This window comes from Micromonospora sp. WMMD1274, assembly GCF_049179035.1.
Classification (GTDB): domain Bacteria; phylum Actinomycetota; class Actinomycetes; order Mycobacteriales; family Micromonosporaceae; genus Micromonospora; species Micromonospora tulbaghiae.
Window position 1 is genome coordinate 894,182 of sequence record NZ_JBMHMG010000001.1, and the last position, 15,166, is coordinate 909,347.

General features: G+C 74.6%; 14 protein-coding genes. 4 read left to right on the forward strand and 10 right to left on the reverse strand.

The window, feature by feature from the left end:
• Positions 1 to 51: 51 nt before the first annotated feature.
• From ACN27D_RS03640 to ACN27D_RS03650, 3 genes are all read right to left on the reverse strand, one after another.
• The gene (locus ACN27D_RS03640) at positions 52 to 930 is read right to left on the reverse strand and encodes an acyl-CoA thioesterase (protein ID WP_151501499.1); all 879 of its coding nucleotides are present in this window, start codon (positions 928 to 930) and stop codon (positions 52 to 54) included.
• Complete coding sequence (gene pyk / locus ACN27D_RS03645) at positions 927 to 2,375, reverse strand: pyruvate kinase (RefSeq protein ID WP_120568873.1); 1,449 nt, start codon at positions 2,373 to 2,375, stop codon at positions 927 to 929. Before pyk ends, ACN27D_RS03640 begins: the two co-directional genes overlap by 4 nt.
• Before the next feature lie 279 nt (positions 2,376 to 2,654).
• Positions 2,655 to 3,020 carry a YciI family protein gene (locus ACN27D_RS03650; RefSeq protein ID WP_013287532.1) on the reverse strand — a complete coding sequence of 122 codons (366 nt, stop codon included), beginning with the start codon at positions 3,018 to 3,020 and terminating at the stop codon, positions 2,655 to 2,657.
• Positions 3,021 to 3,183: 163 nt separating this feature from the next.
• Between ACN27D_RS03650 and ACN27D_RS03655 the strand changes: the two genes are divergently transcribed.
• A complete protein-coding gene (locus ACN27D_RS03655; protein WP_120568872.1) occupies positions 3,184 to 4,050 on the forward strand; it encodes an aldo/keto reductase in 867 nt (288 codons plus the stop codon).
• Between the two features lie 79 nt (positions 4,051 to 4,129).
• Positions 4,130 to 5,722: a GMC family oxidoreductase gene (locus ACN27D_RS03660; RefSeq protein WP_421498534.1), complete on the forward strand. Its 1,593-nt coding sequence runs from the start codon at positions 4,130 to 4,132 to the stop codon at positions 5,720 to 5,722.
• A 57-nt stretch (positions 5,723 to 5,779) separates the two neighbouring features.
• Here ACN27D_RS03660 and ACN27D_RS03665 read toward each other — a convergent pair whose 3' ends face one another.
• From ACN27D_RS03665 to ACN27D_RS03680, 4 genes are all read right to left on the reverse strand, one after another.
• Positions 5,780 to 6,583: a lipase family alpha/beta hydrolase gene (locus ACN27D_RS03665; protein WP_421498535.1), complete on the reverse strand. Its 804-nt coding sequence runs from the start codon at positions 6,581 to 6,583 to the stop codon at positions 5,780 to 5,782.
• A gap of 167 nt (positions 6,584 to 6,750) precedes the next feature.
• Positions 6,751 to 7,014: a DUF6244 family protein gene (locus tag ACN27D_RS03670; RefSeq protein ID WP_013287536.1), complete on the reverse strand. Its 264-nt coding sequence runs from the start codon at positions 7,012 to 7,014 to the stop codon at positions 6,751 to 6,753.
• A 160-nt stretch (positions 7,015 to 7,174) separates the two neighbouring features.
• Positions 7,175 to 7,954 carry a hypothetical protein gene (locus tag ACN27D_RS03675; RefSeq protein WP_421498536.1) on the reverse strand — a complete coding sequence of 260 codons (780 nt, stop codon included), beginning with the start codon at positions 7,952 to 7,954 and terminating at the stop codon, positions 7,175 to 7,177.
• A complete protein-coding gene (locus tag ACN27D_RS03680; protein WP_421498537.1) occupies positions 7,951 to 10,467 on the reverse strand; it encodes an FtsK/SpoIIIE domain-containing protein in 2,517 nt (838 codons plus the stop codon). The genes ACN27D_RS03675 and ACN27D_RS03680 overlap by 4 nt, the downstream gene beginning before the upstream one ends.
• Positions 10,468 to 10,650: 183 nt before the next feature.
• Between ACN27D_RS03680 and ACN27D_RS03685 the strand changes: the two genes are divergently transcribed.
• On the forward strand, positions 10,651 to 12,060 hold the full coding sequence (locus tag ACN27D_RS03685) for an alkaline phosphatase PhoX (protein ID WP_421498538.1): 1,410 nt from the start codon (positions 10,651 to 10,653) through the stop codon (positions 12,058 to 12,060).
• Between the two features lie 56 nt (positions 12,061 to 12,116).
• On the opposite strand, the gene ACN27D_RS03690 is transcribed toward ACN27D_RS03685, so the two are convergent.
• The 3 genes from ACN27D_RS03690 to ACN27D_RS03700 all read right to left on the reverse strand — a co-directional run bounded on the left by ACN27D_RS03690 (position 12,117) and on the right by ACN27D_RS03700 (position 13,515).
• Positions 12,117 to 12,518 carry a hypothetical protein gene (locus ACN27D_RS03690; RefSeq protein WP_121686179.1) on the reverse strand — a complete coding sequence of 134 codons (402 nt, stop codon included), beginning with the start codon at positions 12,516 to 12,518 and terminating at the stop codon, positions 12,117 to 12,119.
• The gene (locus ACN27D_RS03695; RefSeq protein WP_121686184.1) at positions 12,515 to 12,826 is read right to left on the reverse strand and encodes a hypothetical protein; all 312 of its coding nucleotides are present in this window, start codon (positions 12,824 to 12,826) and stop codon (positions 12,515 to 12,517) included. Before ACN27D_RS03695 ends, ACN27D_RS03690 begins: the two co-directional genes overlap by 4 nt.
• Before the next feature lie 83 nt (positions 12,827 to 12,909).
• Complete coding sequence (locus ACN27D_RS03700) at positions 12,910 to 13,515, reverse strand: TetR/AcrR family transcriptional regulator (protein WP_421498539.1); 606 nt, start codon at positions 13,513 to 13,515, stop codon at positions 12,910 to 12,912.
• A gap of 172 nt (positions 13,516 to 13,687) precedes the next feature.
• On the opposite strand from ACN27D_RS03700, the gene ACN27D_RS03705 reads away from it, so the two are divergent.
• Positions 13,688 to 15,148 (forward strand): MFS transporter, encoded by a 1,461-nt coding sequence (locus ACN27D_RS03705; RefSeq protein WP_421498540.1) that lies wholly within the window; start codon positions 13,688 to 13,690, stop codon positions 15,146 to 15,148.
• Positions 15,149 to 15,166 lie beyond the last annotated feature (18 nt).

A 15,166-nucleotide genomic window follows, 5' to 3' on the forward strand; every position in this document is an offset into this window, starting at 1 on the left:
CCGTGCGGACCGGCCCTCCGACCCGCGCCCGGACGATCACCGGCCGGGCGTTCAGCCGCCGACGCGCCGCAGCAGCCCCTCCTGCACGGCGCTGGCGATGTGCCGGCCGTCGGTGGTGAACATCCGGCCCGTGGCCAGGCCGCGGGCACCGGACGCGGACGGGCTCCAGCAGTCGTACAGGAACCACTCGTCGGCGCGGAACGACCTGTGGAACCACAGCGCGTGGTCGAGGCTCGCGCCGACCACACCGCCCGGCCCCCACACCTCGCCGTGCACCGACAGCACCGAGTCCAGCAGCGTCAGGTCGGAGGCGTACGTGAGGGCGCACGCGTGCAGCAGCGGATCGTCCGGCAGCTTGCCGTCCAGGCGCATCCACACCCGCTGGTGCGGTTCGGCCGGGCGGTCACCGGGTCGGACCCAGCCCGGCTCGCCGACGTAGCGCACGTCGATGGGGCGCGGGATCATCCCCCAGATGCCGAGCCGCTCCGGGTAGCGGGAGAGCCGGTCGGTCATGGTCGGCACGTCGTCCGGGCCGGGTACGTCCGGCGGGAGCGGGGCGTGGTGGTCCAGCCCCTCCTCCTGGCGCTGGAACGACGCCGACATGAAGAAGATCGGCTTGTCGTGCTGCAACGCGACCGAGCGGCGCACCGAGAAGGACCGGCCGTCGCGGACGTTCTCCACCTGGTACTCGATCGGCTCGGCCGGATCTCCGGGGCGCACGAAGTAGCCGTGCAGGGAGTGCACGGCCCGCTCCGCGTCGACGGTGCGGCCGGCCGCGACCAGGGCCTGGCCGGCGACCTGCCCGCCGTAGACCCGCTGCGGGCCCACCTGCGGGCTCATCCCCCGGAAGGTCATCTCCCCGGTACGGGCGAGGTCGAGCACCTCCAGCAGCTGGTCGACCGCCGCCTGCCCGGTGGCCACACCACTCACTGGAGGGCTCGCGCCGAGGCGGCGTCAACCAGCGAACCGAGCTGGTGCACGCGCAGCGTGTTCGTGGAGCCCGGGGTGCCGGGCGGGCTGCCCGCCACGATCACCACGTAGTCGCCCGGGTTGGCCCGGTTGAGGCCGAGCAGCGCCTGGTCGACCTGGCGGAACATGTCGTCGGTGTGCTGGACGAACGGCATCAGGAACGTCTCCACGCCCCAGGAGAGCGCGAGCTGGTTGCGCACCTCCGGCACCGGCGTGAACGCCAGCAGCGGCAGGTCGCAGTGCAGCCGGGCCAGCCGCTTGACGGTGTCACCGGTCTGCGAGAACGCGACCATGGCCTTGGCGCCGATGGCGCGGGCGATCGACGAGGCGGCGACGGTGAGCGCGCCGCCGTGCGTACGCGGGTCGTGCTGCAGCCGGGGGACGGCGATCGAGCCGGCCTCGGTGGTGGTGACGATCTTCGCCATGGTGCTGACGGTGAGCACCGGGTACTTGCCGACGCTGGTCTCGCCGGAGAGCATCACCGCGTCCGCGCCGTCGAGCACCGCGTTCGCCACGTCGGAGGCCTCGGCACGGGTCGGGCGCGAGTTCTCGATCATCGAGTCGAGCATCTGGGTGGCCACGATGACCGGCTTGGCGTTCTCCCGGCACAGCTGCACGGCACGCTTCTGCACCAGCGGCACCTGGTCCAGCGGCAGCTCGACGCCGAGGTCGCCGCGGGCGACCATGACGCCGTCGAAGGAGAGCACGATCGCCTCCAGGTGGTCGACCGCCTCCGGCTTCTCGACCTTGGCCAGGACGGGGCGGCGCACACCCTCCTCGTCCATGATCGAGTGGACGAGCTTGATGTCCTCCGGCGAGCGGACGAAGGAGAGCGCGACCAGGTCGACGCCGAGGCCGAGGGCGAAGCGCAGGTCCTCGGCGTCCTTGTCGGACAGGGCCGGGACGCTCACCGCGACGTTCGGCAGCGAGACGCCCTTGTTGTTGGAGACCGGGCCGCCCTCGGTGACCAGGCACCGGATGTCGTTGCCGGTGACGTCGCTGACCTCGACGGCGACCCGGCCGTCGTCGATCAGCAGCCGGTCGCCCGGCTTCACCTCCTGCGGCAGCTTGCGGTAGGTGCAGGAGACCCGCTCCTTGGTGCCCACCACCTCGTCGCCGGTGATCACGACGGAGTCGCCGGTGCGCCACTCGTGCGGGCCGTCGGCGAACCTGCCCAGTCGGATCTTGGGGCCCTGGAGGTCGGCCAGCACCGCGACCGGCTTGCCGGACGCCTCGGCCGCCTCGCGGACCAGCCGGTAGACCGACTCGTGATCCTCGTGACTGCCGTGGCTGAAGTTGAGCCTCGCCACGTTCATGCCTGCCTCGACGAGTCCCCGGATACGCTCCGGGGACGAGGTGGCGGGGCCGAGAGTGCAGACGATCTTCGCGCGGCGTGTCACGCCCATCAGGCTAGTCTCTCCTCCGGATCGGCCTCCCGGCCGACCCCTTGCGGACTGCGGAACATTTGTCCAACGACGCGCGTCAACCGCGTGGGCGGGCGGTAGGCGTACCGCACCGGGACGTCGTGTGGCGGGCATCGGCGACCGCGCGGTGAGAAATCGTACCGCTCCCCGTCACGGGTCGGCCCGGGGCACTGTGGGACCGTCGCGCCCGGCCGTCCGGCCGTCGGCGAGCACTGGGTACGCGGCAGCGAGAGGTGTCGTCGCAGGGGCGCGCGAGGAGCCTCAGCTCTCCGTCTTGACCAGCGGGAACTCCAGCGAGCCGGCCGGGCAGAGGAAGGTGAGCACCTCGACCCGGTAGAGCCCGGCCTGCACCGCCGGGTCGGCCTCCATGACGCTGCGGACGTCGTCCACCGAGCCGGTGCGGGCCAGGCCGAAACCGATCGGCGGGTCGGGTTCCCGGGCCGGGCCGTCCACGGACCCGTCCACGAGCACGATGCCGCGCCGTTGCAGCGCCCGCATGTGCTGGAGGTGCTCGGCCTGCAGCCGCTGCACGGTCTCGTCCGGCAGGGCCCGCCCGGAGGGCCCCGGGTAGAGCACGATGCACTCGTACGTGTCCAGCGCGAAGTCGAGCCGTGGCGTCGCGGCCATGCGCACCTCCTGACCACCGTCCCGCCCAGCCTGCCACGGCGGCCCGGTGCGCCGGGGCCGCTCGCCGCAACTGCCAGTGCTTCGCCGCCGCGATCCGGGGAATGTCCAGGGCCGGGGCGCAGTACCGCCCCGCGAGGCACGAACGAGCACAGGAGGACCGCGAATGGCCACCAGCACCCAGCCCGCCAAGGCGTCGGGCAGCTACCGGATCGGTGGCGACCTGCCGGTCGACCGCCTCGGCTACGGGGCGATGCAGCTCACCGGCCCCGGCGTGTGGGGTGACCCGAAGGATCCGGCCGAGGCGGTGCGGGTGCTGCGCCGCGCGTACGAGCTGGGCGTCACGTTCATCGACACCGCCGACTCGTACGGGCCGTTCGTCAGTGAGCTGCTGATCCGTGAGGCGCTGCACCCGTACGCCGACGACCTGGTCATCGCGACGAAGGCCGGGCTGACCCGCTCCGGTCCGGACGACTGGCGGCCGGTGGGCCGCCCGGAGTACCTGCGCCAGCAGTGCGAGCTGAGCCTGCGCCACCTGGGCCTGGACTGCATCCCGCTCTACCAGCTGCACCGGATCGACGCGAAGGTGCCGCTGGCCGACCAGCTCGGCGAGCTGGCGCTGCTGCGGCAGGAGGGAAAGATCCGGCACATCGGGCTGTCCCAGGTCAGCGTCGAGCAGATCGAGGCGGCCCGGGCGATCACGCCGATCGTGTCCGTGCAGAACCTCTACAACCTGGCCGACCGCAGCGCGGAGGACGTGCTGGCGCACTGCGAGCGCCACGACCTGGCGTTCATCCCGTGGTTCCCGATCGCCACCGGCAACCTGGCCCGGGCCGGCGGCCCGCTCGACGCGATCTCGACCGCGCACGGCGCCAGCCCCGCGCAGCTCGCGCTGGCCTGGCTGCTGCGCCGGTCGCCGGTGATGCTGCCGATCCCGGGTACGTCGTCGGTGGCGCACCTGGAGGAGAACGTGGCGGCGGCCGAGGTGGAGCTGACCGACGACGAGTTCGAGGCGCTGGCCAAGGCCGCCTGACCCGGACGCCGCCCGGCCCTTTCGCGGAATGTGATCGAGCAACTACTGTCAGAGGGATTCTCGCGAGTGGGGGTCCGCTGTGGAGGAGTTCGACTACGTCATCGTGGGGGCCGGCGCGGCGGGGTGCGTGCTGGCGAACCGCCTCACCGAGGATCCGGGGACACGGGTGCTGCTGCTGGAGGCGGGCGGCTGGGACCGCAGCCCGTACGTGCGGGTGCCGAAGGCGTTCTCCCGGCTGATGGACGACCGGCGCACCGCCTGGCACTACCCGGCCACCACCGGGCCGGGCCGCCAGGAGATCTGGCAGCGCGGGCGGATGATCGGCGGCTCGACGTCGGTCAACGGCATGATCTGGAGCCGCGGCGCGGCCCGGGACTGGGACGCCCTCGCACCGCTGGGCTGGGGCTGGTCCGCCATGTCGCAGGTGTTCCCGCGGCTGGAGGACCACCCGCTCGGGCCCGCGCCGCACCGGGGCACGGGCGGTCCGGTGCGGCTGTCCATCGCCACCGGCACCGACCCGCTCGCCGAGGAGATGGTGGCCACCGGCGCCGAGCTGGGCTGGCGCCGCGCCGACGACCTGGACGCCCACGACGACGAGCGGATCGGCTACCCCACCGCCACCATCCACGCCGGACGCCGGGTCAGCGCCGCCGACGCGTTCCTGCACCCGGTGCGGCGCCGGCCCAACCTGACAGTCGAGGTCGGCGCCGTCGTCCTGCGGGTGCTCGTCGAGGGCGGCCGCGCCGTCGGCGTACGGGCGGCGCACGACGGCCGGGACATCGAGTACCGGGCGGCGGGCGAGGTGATCCTCGCCGCGGGCGCGCTCGCCACACCGCATCTGTTGCAGGTCTCCGGCATCGGGCCGGCGGACACGCTGCGCGCCGCCGGGGTGCCGGTGCTGCTGGACCGGCCCCGGGTCGGCGCCGGGCTGCGCGAGCACCGCTCGATCGTGCTCCAGTACCGCCTCGCCGAACCCGGCGGCCACAACATGACCATCGGCAGCCCGCTCGGGCAGGCCCGGGCGACGCTGCGCTGGCTGCTCACCCGGGGCGGCCCGCTCGCCCTGCCGGTGCTGGACGTGGCCGCGCACGTCAAGTCCCGCCCGGAGCTGGAACGTCCGGACGCGCACCTGCTGATGGCGCCGTTCTCGGCCGCCCCGCCCCGGCCCGGCAAGGCGCTGGAACTGGAACGGGAGCCGGGCGTGATGTGCCTGGGCACCGTCACGCGGCCGGACAGCGAGGGCAGCCTGACGATCACCGACGCGGACCCGCGTACGCCGCCGGCCATCGTGGCGAACTACCTCACCACCGGGCACGACCGGCGGGTGGCGGTGGACCTGTTCCGCCAGATGCGGGAGTTCTTCGGCACCGGCCCGATCGCGAAGCGCATCCGCTCCGAGACGGTGCCCGGGACGGCGACCACTACCGACGCGGAGATCGTCGAGGCGGCCGTGGCGCGCGGCTACTGCGGCTACCACGCGATCGGCACCTGCGCGATGGGCGCCGGCGACGAGCACGTGGTCGACCCCGAACTGCGGGTACGCGGCGTGGACGGCCTGCGGGTGGTCGACGCGTCGGTGCTGCCGGTGATGGTGGCGGGCTGGACCAGCGCCCCGGTGACCGCGCTGGCCTGGCGGGCCGCCGACGTGATCACGGGACGGGACGCGGGCTGAGCGACGGCGCGGCCGGACGTGCCCGGGCCTGCGCGACGGCGGGCCCGGGCACGTGTGTCAGACCGCGAAGCAGTTCGGCTGGACCGGGGCACCGGCGAGCACCTGGCGCACCGCCGTGTACGTGGTGCCGTCCAGCACCAGCCCCAGGTGGCCGACGACCCGCAACGGGCACCACGCCTGCACCAGGATGTTGGTCGCGCCGTCGGCGAGCACGGCGTTGTCGACCGGCCGGACCAGCTCGTCCTGCCAGGTGCGCACGGTGGCCCAGCGCACCGGGCCGGGCGTGTCGTCCCCGGCGTTGAGGTCGGCCAGGAAGCTCGACCCGATGGTCATCTGCTGGCAGGCGATCACACCGGCGCAGCTGCCCAGCCCGAGGACGGCGACCAGATTCGCGACGTAGGTGCCGTACTGCGGGCTGCCCAGGCTAACGTACTGGTCGACGGTGGCCGCGCCGCCGAGGTACTTGACGTACCAGCGGCTGACCAGGCCGCCCTCGGAGTGGCCGACCAGGTCGACGCGGGCCGCGCCGGTGGTGGCGCGCACCCGGTCCACGTAGGACGACAACGCCCGGGCGGACTCGCGGATGTCGCCGAGGCCGAGGTTCGGCAACTGGAAGATCGAGACCCGGTAGCCGTCGGCGCGCAGCCGGGCGGCGATCGGCTCGTACGCGATGGAGATTCCACTCAGGCCGCCGACCACGATCACCGGGTCGGCGGCCGCGGCGGCGGCCCGTTCCGCGGCGGTGGCGACGGTGGCCGTGGTCGGCGGGGCCGCGGGTTCCGCGGCGGCGGCCTGGGCGGCGGCCGGGACGAGCAGGACGGTGGCGGCGGTGGTGGCGGCCAGGATCGTTCGGAGCAGCATGGGCTGCACCTCCGGGGGGAGGTACCCGGGCGGAGCCGGGGGGACGGGTGGGATCCGATCGATCGTGGACACGATGATGCGTGTCCGATTTCACACACGTCAATGAAAAGTTACGCCCCGGTAACCCTTGTCGCGCCCTCAGCGCAAACCGGCATGCCGGACCGGGCTCAGTTGCCCAGCGCCTGCACCTTCGCGATGGTCTCCTGCACGTGCTGCCGGGCCGGTTCCCCGCCCTGCGCGGCCTGCGCCAGCGCCTGCCGGTAGGAGTCGATGACCCCGATCAGCGGGCCCGCCGTGGCCCCCTCCAGCGCGCCCGCCACCAGCGCCCGCGCCTCGGCCGCGTCCTGCGCCGCAGCGGCGGTGCGCGCCTTGGCCTCGTCCAGCTTCTGTGCCGCCGCCGCCAGCCTGGCGATGATCTCCGCCGCGCTCACACGCCCTCCCCCAGCTCACCGACCCCGCGAGCCTACCGCCCCGTCCCGCCCCACCGCCTTCGCGATCTTGCACTTTCCGCCCGCCCACAAGCCACATATGCCGCACCCTCGGGGCCGTGACTCCATGATCGACGGAGCGGGGTGGGGGTGAGGGCGCGGGTCAGCGGAGGAGGCGGAACAGGAGGAGGTATAGGCAGAAGAAGGACGGGGAGAGCAGCGCGCAGATCACGAAGCCGAGCGGCACGTACCGCCCGGCCGGCGGCGCCTCGCCCTCCACCACCGGGCGGCCCCAGCGGGCGAGCACGACCTGACCGGCCACGAAGGACATCAACGGCACGCCCGCGCAGGACAGCGCCGCCACCAGGTCCAGCCCGGTCACCGGCAGCGACGAACCCACTATCGCGATCAGCATCAGCAGCGAACCGGCCAGCGCGCAGCCCGCGTACACCGCCACCGCCCGCGCCGGCGCGGACCAGGTGGGCAGCAACACCGGCGTGCGGGCCAGCGCGTCGGCCTGCTGCCCGTACCCGTCGGCCTCCTCGGCCAGCCGGCCCGCCGCCGCCAGCTCCGCCGCCGGGTCGCCGGCCCGCGGCGCCGGAACACCCCCCGAGGGGTACGCCCCGACGTCCGGCCGCCCCGGCGCGTCGGCTGCGCCGCCGGGCACCCCGTCCCCCGGTCCGGGCGCGGAACCGGGCGCTCCCCCACCGGCCACCATCGCCGGTGCCGGCGCCTCCGCCGGGACCGACGTCATCGGCACGCCGATCGCCTGCCCGAGCCGGTCGAGGTGCTGGCCCTGGGCGGTGAGCCGCTGCCCGAGCGTGTCGACGGCGGACTGGAGGCCGCGGCGGCGCTCCGCCTCGGCGGCGATCTCCCGCTCCCCACCCCGCTGCCGGGTGGACAGCTCCCGCAGCAGCGCCGCGTACTCGTCGAACCCACTCATGTGCTGTCCCCCCCGGCCGCGAACGGCACGATCAGCGCGGTGCGGTGCTCGTGCCGGTCGACGAGCAGGGCACGGCCCTCACGCGGGACGTACGCGAGGTCGTGCACGCCGAGGTGCAGGCCCAGGTCGGCGGCGGGCACGTTGAGCGCGACCAGGCCCGTCACGTCGTCGCGGTGCCCGCTGCCGCCGAGGTCGTCGGCGAGCCGGCGCAGCCCGCGCCACCAGCCGAGCACGTGCACCCCGCGCGCGGGGCCCTGGCGCAGCACGGCGCGCAGGTCGTCGTACCCGGAGCGGAACGTCGCCGGGTCGGAGGCGGCCAGCGTCGTGGCGGCGGCGTCCATCCCGAACACCACCAGGTAGGTGCGCCCGGATTCCGGGGCGTCGCCGGTCGCGGCCTCGGCGAGCTGGGCGCGCAGCGCGGCGGCGTCCAGGCGCCGGACCTGGTGCCCGGCGGCGGCGAGCGTCATGGCCAGGTCGTCGGCGGCGTCGGTGGTGCCGGGCGCCAGCGGCGCGAACAGGAACCGGGCGGCGCCGGGTGCGTGCTGGCGGGCGAGGGACAGGGTGGCCGACCGGAGCACGTCCGCGCCGGCCGCCGAGGTGCCGACCACTGCCAGGTGCCGGCCGGGGCTGGCGTCGAGCGCGAAGCCGGCCGGGCTGCCGGGGACGTCGACCACGCGGCCGACGAGCGCGTACGGCGGGCCGGCGCCCGGCGTCAGCGCCGTCCAGGCGGGGTCGTCGGTGAGCCGGGGCGTCTCGTGTCCCCGGAAGACGGCCGGCGGGCGCGCGCCGGCCGGGCGGGCCGCGTGCAGCTCGTGGCGCAGCGCGGCGAGGTCGGCCGAGGCGGCGTGCGCGTCGGGGAACCGCACCTCCGCGTCCGCGCCGGGCGCGCCCGCGCCGGTGTTCACCACTGCCGTGCCGACTGTAAGCCCGCGCGCGGCGTCGTTGCGCGGGTCCAGCACGGCGTCGCCGCCGGGTAGCGCGATCCGCAGCGGGAACTGCCCGAAAATGGCCTCGGCCCGGCCGTAGAGCGCCTCGATCCCGGTGGTGCTCTGACTCGCCAGCACCAGGTGCAGGCCGTACGAGCGGCCCTTGCGGGCCAGTTCCTCGATCAGGTCGACGGCCTGCCGGGCCAGCGCGTCGTTGCCGGCGAACAGCACGTGGAACTCGTCGACGACCGTGACGATCCGGGGTGGCCGGGCGTTCGGCGGCAGATCCGCGAGGCGGCTGACCCCGTGCCGCTTGAGCAGGTCGGCGCGGCGGCCCAGTTCGGCGCGCAGCTCGCGCAGCACCGCCACGCCGTACTCGCGGTCGGACTCGATGCCCACCGCGTCGGCGTGCGGCAGCCAGGACGGGTCACGGTCGGTGGGCACGAACTCGGTGAAGCTGACGCCCTCCTTGAAGTCGAGCAGCATCAGCCGCAGCTCGGCCGGGGAGTAGCGGGCGGCCAGCCCGTAGAGCACGTCGAGCAGCAGGACGGTCTTGCCGGCGCCGGTCCGCCCGCCGACCAGCCAGTGCGGGGTGGCGTCGTCGAACGCGACGCTCAGCGGCCGGCGGCCGGCCCGGCCGAGCACGGTACGCAGCCCGGAGGCGGCGGACCCGGCCCAGCGCTGCGCGGGCAGCAGGTCGGCGAACGTGACGCCGTCCTGGCCGGCGGCCTCGGCGTACCGGCGGGCCAGCGCGGTCACAGTGGCGTGCGACGGGTCGCCGTCGAGCACCACGGGCGCGGCCAGCCCGCTGCCGTCGGTGCTGAACGGGCGCCCGGGCGGGTCGCCGACGAGCGTGTACCGCTCGGTGACGCGCAGCTGGGTGGTGGCGCCCAGCGGCGGCGCGGCGGTCGGCCCGGCCGGTGGGTGGCCGGCCAGCAGCACGCAGACCGCAGCGGCCGGGCCGGCGTGGGTGAGCGCGGCCAGGCGGGCCAGCTCCCGGGGCGGCGGCGCGGACGCGGCGACCACCACCAGCAGCTCGCGGTCCTCCGGCGCGGACCGCTGGGCGGTACGGGCGTGCCGCTCGGCCAGGTCGAGCAGGGCCGTCGTCTCCGCCTCGGTGGTCGCCGTCGCGGCGAGCACCCCGGCGTCGTGCAGCGGACGCAGCGGCAGGAACGCCGCGCCGAAGGCGGCCTGGTCGATGCCCGCCACCCGGATCGCGCCGGCCGGTGCGGCGGTCAGCAGCCGCACCACCACCGCCCGCAGCAGCTCGCCGACGCGCGGGTCGCGGGCGTCCGCGTCGACCGCCAGGTGCGCGCCCGCGCCCACCGGCACGAGCACCGGGAACGCGCCGTCGACTGTGGTCGCGGCGCCGAGGCGTACCGGAACGGGGTGGGTCGCGACGCGGGCCGTGCCGGGCACCGCGGCGGCCAGCTCACCGCCGAGGCGGGCCAGCCGCGCGACCAGCTCGGGGCTGCCCACCGGCGCCGGGCCGGCGGCGCCCAGCAGCCGCCGGGCCGTCTCCCAGTGCCGCACCGCCCGTCGATGCCGATCGACCGCCTGCCGGTACGCCGCCGCGAGTCTGCCCACCGTCCGCCCTCCGACGTTTGCGATCGAGGGGAACCCTAACGGACGCGCGCCGCACCGGCACGGGGCGCTCCGCACCGGGGATTCGTCCACTGTTCACCCGGCGTCGGACGGGCGCGCCGCCCGCCGTTCCCCCGGCCCGGCTTGCCTTCGGTCAGCAAATCGTGCGCACAGGAAGGCGACGATGTGACCTCACCTCTTTCCCGGCGGTCCCTGCTGCGCGGCGGCGCGGCCGGCGGACTCGGCATCGTGGTGGCCGGCAGCCTGGAGGCCATCGCCGGACCGGCCACGGCCCGGCCCGCGTGCCGCCCGGCAGCCGGCTACGGCGACCTGGTGCCGGACCCGGCGGGCCTGCTGGCGCTGCCGCCCGGCTTCTCGTACACAGTCGTCGCGCAGGCCGGTGCGACGCTGCTGGAGTCCGGGCAGCCCACCCCGAGCGACGCGGACGGCACCGGCTGCTTCCGCGGCCCGCACGGCTCCGTGCTGGTGAACAACCACGAGATCGGCGGCGACGAGCCGTACCCGGTGCCGGCGCTGCCCGGCCTGACCTACGACCCGGGCGCCCGCGGCGGCACCACCACCATCGAGGTGGACCGGCACGGGCGGCGGCTGCGCGAGTACGTCAGCGTGGCCGGCACGCACAACAACTGCGCCGGCGGCATCACCCCGTGGGGCACGTGGCTGACCTGCGAGGAGACCGAGCAGCGGGCCGGTGGGCGGTATCTGAAGGACCACGGGTACGTCTTCGAGGTCGACCCGCACGACCGGTCCGCCAACACCGACCCGGTGCCGCTGGCGTTCCTCGGGAGGTACTCCCACGAGGCGGTGGCGGTCGACCCGTACACCCACTCGATCTACCTGACCGAGGACGCGAGCGGGCCCAACGGCCTGTACTTCCGGTGGACGCCGCCGCCCGGCTTCCGGGGCGGCAAGGGCGCGCTGCGGGCGCTCGCCCAGCGCCCCGACGGCGGGACCGCCGGCAGCCTCGCCGCGATGCGCTGCCTGCACGGTGACGGCCACGTGGCCGACCTGTCCGAGGCCACCACCCCGGGCACCCGCTACCGGGTCCAGTGGGTCGAGGTACCCGACCGCGACGCCCGCACCGTGTCGGTACGCAAGCAGTTCACCGACGCCGAGGTGACCCGCAGCCGCAAGCTGGAGGGCGCCTGGTGGGGTGACGGGGGCGCGTACTTCGTGGCCAGCTACGCCCGCCACGACGACGGCAGCGCCAACGAGCACGACGGCCAGGTGTGGTTCTACGACCCGCGCCGGCAGACCGTCACGCTGAAGACCATCTTCGGGGTGAACACCGACCCGGACGCCGACCACGGCAACTACGACGGGCCGGACAACATCACCGTCTCGCCGTACGGCGGGGTGATCCTGGCCGAGGACGGCGAGGGCGTGTCGCACCTGGTCGGCGTCACCGAGCAGGGCAAGGCGTACCCGCTGGCCCGCAACGAACTCAACGACAGCGAGTTCACCGGGCCGACGTTCAGCGCGGACGGGAGGACGCTGTTCGCCAACATCCAGTCGCCGGGGTACGTGTTCGCGATCACCGGTCCGTGGGGGCGGCCGAGTAACGCGCATCGCTGACGGGACAGCGAGCGGCCGGCGGTTCTCGCGTGGGAGCCGCCGGCCGGCACATCCGGTCAGCCGGGAAAGGCGATGACGGGAAGGTCTCCCCCGTCGCCGTAGGCCTTGCCCTCGCTGGTCAGCACACTTGCGTCGTGGTCGAGAACGGCCATCACCGCTGCCGCGAGGTCGACCCGGCCGGTGATCCTGCGCCAGTAGGCCAATTCCTGCCAGTCCTCGCCCCAGGTCGGCAGGACCGCGCAGGCGGGACGCTCCAACAGCCGGTGCAGCACCGCGCGGTCACCCGGTTCGTCGATCACTGCCAAGGCCTCGGCCACGACGACCGCCGGCACGCCGAAGCGCACCCCGTCGTGCGCGACCTCGTGCAGCGGCTCGGCCACGTGCATCGAACCGGCCACGTAGCCGACCAACGCCGACCGGTCCAGCACCAGGCGAACCGGCGGCTCCTCAGTGGTCATGCCGCCGGCGCCTGGGGGTCGGTCTCGCCGGCCATCTCCCGTGCCGCCCGGCGCGAACGCTCTCGCAGAGCCTGGCGGCGACCGGGCGACCACTCCTGCTCCACCTGCGCGCGCTGCACCCGGGCTCGTGCACGACCCTGGGCGGAAACGGTCATCCCGCGTCGGGCGAACTCGGCATCGAGGTCCTCGGCGCGCATCCGTGCCCGCACGGCGTCGACGACGTAGGCGCTGGCGTTCGGCTCGCGCTCCAAACGCTCCGCGACATCCGCAGGCAGCGAGAACGACTTCTTGCTCACCGGTCCGGTCACACTCAGGATGCTATCGGATCGCACCGGCCGAGGGCTGCGCCACGCGGGATCGTCTCGACGGAAGCCGGTATCCTCCGCCTCGGCTAGGCCCGCGTCGATTCCGCTCCGGCACTCGCACGCAGGCCGTCCAGCGCGATGGCCAGGACACGGTCGCGCTGGGCCGGGTCCGGGAACTGGTACGCGGCGAGGCCGCTGATCAGCCGGATCACGTCGTCGAAGCCGGCGTCCGGCCGGGCTTCCCCGGCGGCCTGGGCGCGGCGCAGCAGCGGCTCGCCGGTCGCGTAGATCTCGGTGCGGCAGCTGCGGAACACCTCGGAGTCGTGCACCAGCTCCTCGGCCAGCGCCCGTTTGGTGGCCACGTACGCGACGAACCGGTGCAGCCAGCCGACCAGGGCGTCCCAGGGCGGCTCGTCGGCCAGGTCGTCGGCGGAGGCGCTGAGCGCCCGCACCTCCTCGACGTAGACCGCCTCGAACAGGTCCCGCCGCTGGGGGAAGTTGCGGTAGAGCGTGCCGATGCCCACGCCCGCCCGGCGGGCGATCTCCTCCAGCGACGCGCCCGCGCCGTGCTCGCCGAAGACCTCGCGGGCGGCGGCGATCAGCGCGTCGTAGTTGCGGCGGGCGTCGGCCCGTTTCGGGCGGCGCGCGAAGACCTCACCGGACACGTCGGCGTCGGCCATGACGCGGGTCACCCCTTCCGCCTTGCAACCGGAGGCACCCCTCCGCTAGGTTAATGGAGGCAAGCCTCCGGTTACTGACCGGAGCCACCCCTCCGGATAGCGTACTCCGGACGTCCGGCCGCCACCGCCGCAGGACCGCGCGAGCGGCCACCACTCTCGTACCGAGAACGGGGAGTCGTCCCACATGATCCACTCATCCCGGCGCGGCTCGCGCCGGATCACCTTCCTCGTGCTGGCCGCCGGCACCGGATTCTTCGCGATGCTCCAGTCGCTGATCACGCCGGTGCTGCCCACCATCCAGCACGACCTGCACACCTCGCCCAACACGGTGACCTGGGTGCTCACCGCGTACCTGCTCTCCGCGTCCGTCTTCACGCCGATCGTCGGCCGCATCGGCGACATGGTCGGCAAGGAGAAGACACTCGTCTTCTCGCTCGCCGCGCTGGCGCTGGGCTGCCTGCTGGCGGCCGTGGCACCCAGCATCGGCGTGCTGATCGCCGCCCGTGTGGTGCAGGGCATCGGCGGCGCCGTCTTCCCGCTGTCGTTCGGCATCATCCGCGACGAGTTCCCGGCCGCCCGGGTCAGCTCGGCGGTGGCCTCGATCTCCGCGGTCGTGGCCGTCGGCGGCGGGCTGGGTGTGGTGCTGGCCGGGCCGATCGTGGCCACCCTGGGCTACCGGTGGCTGTTCTGGATCCCGCTGGTGGTGGTCGGGCTGACCGCGCTCGCCGCACACCGGTTCGTGCCGCGCTCACCGGTACGCACCCCGGGCCGGATCAACTGGCTCAGCGCCGTACTCCTGTCCGGCTGGCTGGTGGCGCTGCTGCTGCCGGTCAGCAAGGGCGCCGCGTGGGGCTGGGGCTCCGGCCGCGTGGTCGGGCTGCTGGCGCTGGCAGCGGTGCTCGCGGTCGCCTGGCTGGCGACCGAGGCCCGCGCCGCCAACCCGCTGATCGACCTGCGGATGATGCGCCTGCCGGCGGTCTGGACCACGAACCTCGTCGGGTTGCTCTACGGCGCCTCGATGTTCGCCGTCTACGCGTTCCTGCCGCAGTTCGCGCAGATCCCGACCAGCGCCGGCTACGGCTTCGGCGCCAGCGTCACCCAGGCCGGACTGCTGATGCTGCCGATGCTCGTCGGCATGTTCGTGGCCGGTCTGCTGGCCGGGCGGCTGGAGTCCCGGTTCAGCGCCAAGGCGCAGCTGAGCACCGGCGCGGTGTTCAACGTGGCGGCCGCCGCCATGCTGACCGTCGCGCACGACACCCGCTGGCAGGTCGGAGTCGCCGGCGGCCTGGTGGGCCTCGGCATCGGGCTGGCGTTCGCCTCGATGGCCAACCTGATCGTGGCGAACGTGCCGGCCGGGCAGACCGGCGCGGCGACCGGCATGAACGCCAACATCCGTACCATCGGCGGCGCGATCGGCGCGGCGCTCGCCAGTGCCGTGATCACCGCGAACCCGCAGCCGAGCGGGCTGCCCCGGGAGGCCGGCTTCACGGCGGGATTCCTGCTGCTCACCGGCATCTCGGTGGCCGCGGCGCTGGCCGCGCTCGCCGTACCCTCCGGCCGCCGCCGGTGGCCCCGGCGGCGCATCGGCCCGGCGGTGCCGGACCTGACGCCGGCGCCGGCCGCGGAGCTGGCCCCGGCCCGCTGACCCCGGGGGTACGAGTAG

Coding starts and splice junctions, on each gene's coding strand:
- pyk (WP_120568873.1), bottom strand. CDS start 2,375: ATGGGCGTGACACGCCGCGCGAAGATCGTCTGCACTCTCGGCCCCGCC.
- ACN27D_RS03650 (WP_013287532.1), bottom strand. CDS start 3,020: ATGGCCGCGACGCCACGGCTCGACTTCGCGCTGGACACGTACGAGTGC.
- ACN27D_RS03655 (WP_120568872.1), top strand. CDS start 3,184: ATGGCCACCAGCACCCAGCCCGCCAAGGCGTCGGGCAGCTACCGGATC.
- ACN27D_RS03665 (WP_421498535.1), bottom strand. CDS start 6,583: ATGCTGCTCCGAACGATCCTGGCCGCCACCACCGCCGCCACCGTCCTG.
- ACN27D_RS03675 (WP_421498536.1), bottom strand. CDS start 7,954: ATGAGTGGGTTCGACGAGTACGCGGCGCTGCTGCGGGAGCTGTCCACC.
- ACN27D_RS03690 (WP_121686179.1), bottom strand. CDS start 12,518: ATGACCACTGAGGAGCCGCCGGTTCGCCTGGTGCTGGACCGGTCGGCG.
- ACN27D_RS03705 (WP_421498540.1), top strand. CDS start 13,688: ATGATCCACTCATCCCGGCGCGGCTCGCGCCGGATCACCTTCCTCGTG.